The organism is Actinomycetota bacterium (assembly GCA_040755895.1).
In the GTDB taxonomy this organism is placed as follows: domain Bacteria; phylum Actinomycetota; class Aquicultoria; order Subteraquimicrobiales; family Subteraquimicrobiaceae; genus Subteraquimicrobium.
In genome coordinates this window covers 1-6,965 of record JBFMAG010000077.1, presented here as the reverse complement: position 1 = coordinate 6,965, position 6,965 = coordinate 1, and the positions used below count along the sequence as shown (strand labels likewise).

Genomic DNA, 6,965 nt, shown 5'->3' with positions numbered 1-6,965 from the left:
GAGGTGCTCGATATTCTCTGATATTTAACTGGCGTCATCCTGGGGTGAGAGAGGTGGGTGCCCTTTTAGTCCCCGTGGTCATCAGTCTCGCCAGCGTCGATATAAATACCATTGTGGATACCCGATTTGCCTCCCGGTTGATCACAGGTAGCGTGGCAAGCTTAGGATATGCCATTAGGCTTTGGCAACTCCCCTTGGGACTCTTTGCCATAGCCATCTCCACCGTGTTGTTTCCCACCTTTTCTCGCCAGGCGGCTCGAAATGATATCCAAGGACTCAAAAATTCTCTTTCTATTGGAATAAGAACCCTTTGTCTCATCATACTGCCCGCCTCCGTGGGTCTGATGACCTTGGGCATACCCATCATACGACTCCTATTTGAAAGGGGAAGGTTCACTCCAACGGCTACGCTCCTCACCGCATCGGCTCTATTCTATTACGCGGTGGGGCTTTTCGCCGCGGGGGAACTACACCTCGTCAATCGAGCCTTTTATTCCCTGAAGGATACTTTTACGCCGATGGTTATAGCTGGGCTTTCCATAATCGTGAATTATTTTGGAGACTGGTTTTTCATGATTTATTTACCCATCTTTGCAAAGCTCATAGATTTGCCATCTTCTCTTTCCTGGCTTGGATATGCACACGGAGGAATCGCCCTTTCCACCTCTCTGGTTTGCCTGTTTAACCTCGTTGTCTTGATGGAGATTTTAAGGCGAAGACTCGGCGGTATGGATGGCAAAAAGATAGCCATCTCCTTCGCTAAAATCTCATTTGCCTCCGTCATCCTCGGGGTGGTCGCCTTCTATGGTTGGAAAGTTACGATCCCTTATGTTGGCGTCTCTCTTTTGGGGCAGATACTCTCCCTTGGAGTGGGTATTTTGCTCGGTGTTATCATTTATATAGGGGTGGCTATACTCTTGAAGATCGAAGAGTTGCACTTCGCTTATCAACTGATAGCGACTCGGTTAAAGGGAAGACCGTAAATGGACTCCAGACATATTCGAAATTTTTCAATCATCGCTCATATTAACCACGGTAAATCCACGCTTGCCGATCGCCTCCTCGAGCTCACCCATACCATCCAAGAGCAGGAGATGGTGGAGCAGGTATTGGATAGGATGGATTTGGAGCGAGAGAGAGGAGTGACCATCAAGGCTAAGGCTGTGCGACTGCTTTATACCGCCGAGGATGGTAAAGAATACATTTTGAATCTCATCGATACCCCGGGACATGTCGATTTCACCTACGAAGTTTCGAGAAGTCTCGCCGCATGCGAGGGAGCGTTACTCGTCGTGGACGCTGTTCAAGGTGTGGAAGCCCAGACGGTAGCCAACACCCCTTTGGCTCTGGAGAATAATTTGGTGATCATACCCGTCATCAATAAAATAGATCTTCCAAACGCCGATCCACAACGCGTGAAACGGGAAATTAAGGAGGCTCTGGACATCGATGTGGGTGATGCCCTCCTTGTAAGCGCCAAAACCGGTCTGGGAGTACCTCAAATTTTGGAATCAATCGTGAGGAATATTCCTTCCCCTTCTGGAGATCCAGATGCTCCCTTAAGGGCTCTCATCTTCGATTCCCTGTTCAATTTTTACAGGGGAGTCATCGTCTTCATTAGGGTGGTAGATGGGGTCATCAAGCCCGGTATGAGGATAAAAATGATGGCAACCTCAGAGATTGGTGAGGTGGAGGAGGTTGGAATTTTTCGACCCGATATGCAACCCACTTCCGAACTTTCGGTGGGCGAGGTGGGATATGTCATCGCGGGGATAAAGGATCCCAAGTATACAAAGGTCGGAGATACCATCACCGGTATCGATAATCCGGCATGGGAGCCCTTAAGTGGGTATAAGGAGGTAAAGCCCATGGTGTTTTGCGGCTTATACCCGGTGGAGGGCGATTATGAGAGTCTAAAGGACGCTCTGGAGAAGCTGAGTTTGAATGATCCCTCCTTTGTCTACCACCCTGAGACCTCTCACGCTTTGGGGTTCGGTTTTAGAACTGGTTTTCTTGGACTTTTTCACATGGAAATAGTGAAGGAGAGATTGGAAAGGGAGTATGATCTCGAACTTCTGGCAACGACGCCCAGCGTGGCTTATAGGGTGACCAAGAAGAACGGCGAGGTATTGAACTTAAGGAATCCAGCCAATTTTCCTCCCTTGGCGGAGATCGCCAAGATAGAGGAACCTTACGTATCCGCGGTGATTTTGACTCCCCCTGAGCATCTGGGAGCCATTATGGAACTTTGCCAGGAAAAGCGGGGGGAGTTCAAGAACATGCAATATTTGAGCCAGAGCCGCGTGGAGGTCCATTATCATCTTCCTCTAAGTGAAATTTTGCTCGACTTCTTCGATCAATTGAAATCGAGGACCAGAGGATATGCTTCCTTTGACTATGAACACGTTGGCTTTCGCGAATCCCCCTTGGTGAGGTTGGATCTCCTCATAGCGGGGCAGCCCGTGGATGCTTTATCCCGCATCATCCATAAGACCAAAGCTTATGCTCATGGGAGGGAGCAGGTGAAGCGCTTGAGGGAGATCATTCCCCGTCAACTCTTTGAAGTTCCCATCCAAGCCGCCATTGGAAATAAGATAATCGCTCGTGAAACCATAAAGGCTCGACGCAAGGACGTCATCGCCAAATGTTACGGCGGAGATGTGACAAGGAAGAGGAAATTGTTGGAGAAGCAAAAAGCCGGTAAGAAGAAGATGAAGCGAGTGGGGAGGGTCGAAGTGCCCCCCGAAGCCTTCCTTTCAATCCTCAAAGTGAAGGAGTGAGACTCATGAAGTCATCATGGATCCTCCTCCCAAATTTTGTTTACGATCTCTCTGACTTGAGTAAGATCTTTACGAATCATAAACCCAGCCATTGACAAATGAAGTATATCAGGAGGACCTTCGTCGAGCACGAAGAAGGGACTTTTTTTCTTACCTAAAAGCTCTTTGAACCAATCAACACCTGGTCTTTCCACATGGAATGGCAGTTTATATTCAAGAATCACAACTTCAAGACCGGCTTGAATGTAGTGAGTCGAAAAGGGAAAAGTTGTCTTAGCAATAGCGCCAACGGAGAAGAAAACCTCCTCACAGGCTTCTCTCAACTCATCGAAGTGTTTGTCTCCTGGTCTTAAAACCTTGCTTTTTCTCTTTCTCCAGAGGGTGATGCTTTCAAGCTCCTTGGGTACCCAGGCTCTTATCCCGAATTCATCTCTTGGACCGAGCTTATAATATCTTTCATCTGGTCTTGGGAGTCCCCAAACTTCTCCGAAGATATCCATGATTTCAAGGAGATCTTTATTAACCGCAAATCTACGTGTTCCCAGATGAAGTTCCTTAAAAGGCCCGAGGACAAAGAATGGTTTGTTTTCCTCTTCACTAATATCTGAAACCCAGTCAACATCTGGTCTTTCCACACAGAATGGTCGCTTGTATTCGAGAACCACAACCTCTGCGCCACGTTGGGCGTAGTGACTCGAAAGAGCGCTGGGCGGCTCAATAGCTGGACCGATTGAGAAGAAAACCTCCTCACAGGCTTCTCTCAACTCATCGAAGTGTTTGTCTCCTGGTCTTAAAACCTTGCTTTTTCTCTTTCTCCAGAGGGTGATGCTTTCAAGCTCCTTGGGTACCCAGGCTCTTATCCCGAATTCATCTCTTGGACCGAGCTTATAGTATTTCTTGTTTGGCTTCTGAGGTTTTACTTTCTCTCCCACCTTTTCTTCCAAAGTGCCTTTGCACCCAGTAAAGATGGGAAAAACAAAGAAGAGGATGAGCAATATTCCCAAAATTCGATGAAATCTTCTCATATGCACCACCCTAAACATAACTTACCATAGAAAATAACACTGGTGAAATATTTCTCCCAAAGGTTTTTAGAATTCCTTCTTCTTTGTGAAGAAGAATTTAATTTGGTCCCCAAGGGATTGCTACTCGCAAATCGGGTGTTTGTTAACTTTGTTTAAGATATTCACGAAAATTGATGGCGTCGACAGTGCTGAAATTCTTGGGTATAATGCAAATAGTACCTGAGAGGGAAGGAGTAAGATGTTGAATAGCCGCAAAAAGCTCATACTTTACGCCGTGGTTCACAACTACATCCTCACCGCCGAACCCGTGAGTTCACGTAGGCTCGTTGAGCAATATCAGTTGGGGGTGAGTCCCGCCACGGTGCGGAATGAATTGGCGGAGCTGGAGGAGATGGGATACCTCTGGCAACCACACACTTCAGCGGGGAGAATCCCCACCGACAGGGGATACCGCTATTATGTGGATAGCTTAATGGGAAGCGAGGGTTTAAGTCCAGCCGAGAAAAGGTCGATTCATCTTTTCTACACACGGTTGAGCAAAGAGATGGAAGACTTAATGCGGGAGACATCTCAACTCTTATCCAAACTCACCAATTACGTAGCCGTGGTATTCGGTCCCGCCCTGAGGGAAAGTTCATTGAAGCATCTGGATTTGATATCCCTTTGTCCCCACAGCGTATTAATGGTTTTAATCACCGATACCGGTTGTGTAGCAAAGCGAGTATTGGAGATGGATCGCTCCATAAACCAAGGGAAACTTTCAAGGGTGGAAAGGGTCCTTAATAGAAAACTCGCCAGCCTGAATTTATATGAAATCTCTCAAAAGAGAAGGGAATTTGGGGACATCCTTCCACAGCAGAGTGGATTGGTACAGGGAATAATCGATAAAATCCTCGACTGTTTGATGCAGGAGGAGAAGGAAAGGATATATTTGGGAGGAACCGCCAATATTCTCCGTCAACCCGAGTTTGAAAGCTTGGAGAGAATTCAGAGTCTATTAAAGACCCTGGAGCGGGGATATATACTGCTCCAATTGCTCGGTGAAGCTCTTGAAGCCTGCCCGCCATCGCCAAGCTCAGGTAGTGACAGGCGGGCAAGTAAAGTCATAGTGAGGATAGGATCGGAAAACGAAGCGGTGGAGATGCAAGATTATAGTTTGGTGGCGACGAGTTACCATGCCGGTGGTCAAACCCTTGGTACGCTGGGAATTTTGGGCCCAACTCGAATGAATTATCCCAGGGCAATTTCCGCTGTAGGGTGCATTGCTCGGAATTTAAGCCGTGTTTTAGAATCTTTGCACGCTTAAATGTTCAATGGTCCACCCGCCTGCGGGTAGGCAGATTCACCGTTCACCGAAAAACCCAATATTAATCGGTGTGAATGGTGGACTTTTTTATCGAAGGAAATGACTGAGCCGAGATTTTTTGTCCCCCCAAAAAACATTCAAGGTTTGGAAATCCGCATCGTTGGCGATGACGTGAACCACATCAGAAACGTATTGAGACTCAAGCCTGGAGAGAATATCATCGTCTGTGATGGAAAAGGATTTGTTTATGAAACTCAAATCACCAAGATAGGGAAGCAGGAGGTAATAGCCCGAATTTTAAAACATCAGGTTCAAGAGACTCTCCCCCCGGATGTCGCTCTTTTTCAAGGACTTCCCAAGGGACCCAAGATGGATTTCATCGTCCAAAAAGCCACTGAACTTGGGGTTTTAAAGATTGTTCCCATGGTCACGGAGCGCACGGTGGTAAAGCTCAATGCCATTAAGGATGGGAATCGGGTACAGCGCTGGCGAAGGATCGCCTTGGAAGCCGCAAAGCAGTGTCAAAGAGCTACTCTCCCCGAAGTATTAGAGCCGATATCCTTGGTTCAATCCCTTGAATTGCTGCCAAATTTCGACTCGATCTTAGTCTTCTGGGAAGGGGAGAAAAAGACATCGGTAGGGGAGGTTTTAGATGATCGCCTTGCCCGCCGAACAGGTAAATCTGTTGGCAGACATGGCGGGTTGGAGAGCGTTGCTGTTGTTATTGGTCCCGAGGGAGGATTAACCCTAGAAGAAGTGCTGGTGATTAGGGACGTTGGTGGTCAAACGGTGACGTTGGGGAATTTAATCCTGCGTACGGAGACGGCAAGCATAGTGGGGTTAGCCATCGTTCTTTATGAATTGGGCAAATTAGCAGGGTGATTGAGTTGATTGGAAGTATACGAGGCGATATCCAATTTTTGAAGAGAGAGAAACCATCCTTTGGGAAAATTTTACAGCTTTTGTTCTGTAGAGCTGGTGTCCAAGCCCTCATTTTATACCGATTTTATCATTTCCTTTACAAGAAGCGAATTCCCCTACTCCCCGATTTACTGAGCAGATTAAATCTTTTCTTAAATGGTGCCGAGATCGACCCCGCAGCGGAGATAGGACCCGGCTGTCGAATTTACCACACCTCTGGGGTGGTCATCGGTAGAGGGGTGAAGATTGGGAAGGATGTCTGGATATCGCAGGGAGTCACGCTGGGTGGAAGCGGAAAGGGTGTTGTCATGCCCGGCATTCCAGATGGATGGCCAACGATAGGAGATGGCGTTCGATTGTTTAGCGGAGCTCAAATCCTGGGACCCATCACGGTGGGTGAAAATTCCATTATCGGAGCGAACTCCATAGTTTTGGAAGCGGTTCCTCCAAATGCTGTGGTAGTTGGAATTCCAGGTAGGGTTGTGCGAATCGGTGGGGAAAGAATCGCCACTGAGGATAAGCAAGGCGTTGAGGGAGAACTTAAGCTTCTTCGGAGGGAAAATGAAAACTTAAGAAGAAAGCTTGAGGAACTGGAGAGGCGTTTGTGCATCCGTGAGAGGGTTAAAGAGCAAAAGCGGGGGAAGCCGTAGAATAATCGACATCCGCACGGCTCAAGTCGATTTGCTGCAGCTTCGAACGTGCGCTCGCGACGCGTCGCTCACACTCGCTCTGCAAGCAGCCCCTGAGCAAAAATTTATGGTTTTATGACCCATATGTTCTAAGTTGCTATAATCGAGGTGGGAAAGAGGGATGAAGGTGCCAAGGGTAGCCTTTTATACATTGGGTTGTAAGGTAAATCAGTATGAGACCGAGACCATGATCAAAGAATTCTTGAGCCGAGGATTCGAACTCGTGGATTTCTCGGAAGAGGCA

The 6,965-nt window shown here is 47.6% G+C and carries 7 protein-coding genes; 6 read left to right on the top strand and 1 reads right to left on the bottom strand.

What is annotated here, in order from left to right; translation table 11 throughout:
• Nucleotides 1-983, top strand: a 983-nt coding sequence (locus tag AB1466_03585; protein MEW6189179.1) for a lipid II flippase MurJ, incomplete at its 5' end; no start/stop codon positions are given.
• A complete protein-coding gene (gene lepA / locus AB1466_03580; GenBank protein MEW6189178.1) occupies nt 984-2,780 on the top strand; it encodes a translation elongation factor 4 in 1,797 nt (598 codons plus the stop codon).
• A 14-nt stretch (nt 2,781-2,794) separates the two neighbouring features.
• On the opposite strand, the gene AB1466_03575 is transcribed toward lepA, so the two are convergent.
• Nucleotides 2,795-3,805: a hypothetical protein gene (locus AB1466_03575; protein MEW6189177.1), complete on the bottom strand. Its 1,011-nt coding sequence runs from the start codon at nt 3,803-3,805 to the stop codon at nt 2,795-2,797.
• 238 nt (nt 3,806-4,043) lie between these two features.
• Between AB1466_03575 and hrcA the strand changes: the two genes are divergently transcribed.
• From hrcA to AB1466_03555, 4 genes are all read left to right on the top strand, one after another.
• Nucleotides 4,044-5,111, top strand: a complete 1,068-nt coding sequence (gene hrcA, locus AB1466_03570) for a heat-inducible transcriptional repressor HrcA (protein MEW6189176.1) — start codon at nt 4,044-4,046, stop codon at nt 5,109-5,111.
• A 99-nt stretch (nt 5,112-5,210) separates the two neighbouring features.
• The gene (locus tag AB1466_03565) at nt 5,211-5,993 is read left to right on the top strand and encodes a 16S rRNA (uracil(1498)-N(3))-methyltransferase (protein ID MEW6189175.1); all 783 of its coding nucleotides are present in this window, start codon (nt 5,211-5,213) and stop codon (nt 5,991-5,993) included.
• A 5-nt stretch (nt 5,994-5,998) separates the two neighbouring features.
• Complete coding sequence (gene epsC / locus AB1466_03560; protein ID MEW6189174.1) at nt 5,999-6,682, top strand: serine O-acetyltransferase EpsC; 684 nt, start codon at nt 5,999-6,001, stop codon at nt 6,680-6,682.
• 160 nt (nt 6,683-6,842) lie between these two features.
• Nucleotides 6,843-6,965 (top strand): hypothetical protein (locus tag AB1466_03555; GenBank protein ID MEW6189173.1); only part of this gene is annotated, 123 nt, incomplete at its 3' end.